Source organism: Vibrio sp. 704, from assembly GCF_033339295.1.
On sequence record NZ_JAWOUH010000298.1, the window covers coordinates 1 to 803 of the forward strand.

1 protein-coding gene and 1 pseudogene are annotated in these 803 nt (G+C 46.1%); both read left to right on the forward strand.

Annotated elements, in window-relative coordinates; all coding sequences use genetic code 11:
• Positions 1-514, forward strand: a 514-nt coding sequence (locus tag R7R24_RS26040) for an exopolysaccharide biosynthesis polyprenyl glycosylphosphotransferase (RefSeq protein ID WP_318120018.1), incomplete at its 5' end; no start/stop codon positions are given.
• Positions 515-524: 10 nt separating this feature from the next.
• A pseudogene (locus R7R24_RS26045) lies at positions 525-803 on the forward strand (capsular biosynthesis protein); the annotation flags it as partial.

Sequence of the window (803 nt, forward strand, 5' to 3'; positions counted from 1 at the left end):
TGCTATCGCCATTGGTATTAAGTTGACGTCAAAAGGCCCTGTAATATTTAAGCAGCATCGTTATGGTTTGGACGGTCGAAAAATCGAAGTTTGGAAGTTCCGTTCGATGACGACGATGGATCAAGGGCCAAACATCAAACAAGCTACGAAAAACGACCCTCGTATTACTCCGTTTGGCGGTTTTCTACGTCGCACCTCATTAGACGAACTGCCGCAGTTTATCAACGTATTACAAGGCACTATGTCGATCGTTGGCCCTCGTCCTCATGCCGTTGCGCACAACGAAGAATATCGTCAGATTGTCGCCCGCTACATGTTGCGCCACAAAGTCAAACCAGGCATTACAGGTTGGGCTCAAATCAACGGCTATCGCGGCGAAACCGACACGCTCGATAAGATGGAAAAGCGCGTCGAGTTTGATTTGGATTACATCCATCATTGGTCAGTTTGGATGGACATCAAAATCATCTTCTTTACCGTGTTCAAAGGCTTTACTGGCTCCAATGCGTACTAAGGCGGCGATGATGAAAACAACAACTCCAGCACTTGCGCTTGCCCTTTGTTCAACAGCTACATTAGCAGAGCCAATGGCGTATCAAACTGAATCTGGCATTGAGTTTATCCCATTGGTCAAAGCCTTCTACGAAGGCGACGACAACATAAACAAAGCGGAAAAATCTCAAGATATAGAATCCGTAAACATTTGGGGACTAGAACCTAGCTTGTTGGCACGTATCGAGCGCAATCAATATCGCGCAGATATTCAGTACAAGCTAAAAGCGGGCTTTTCTTCGGACGATAAG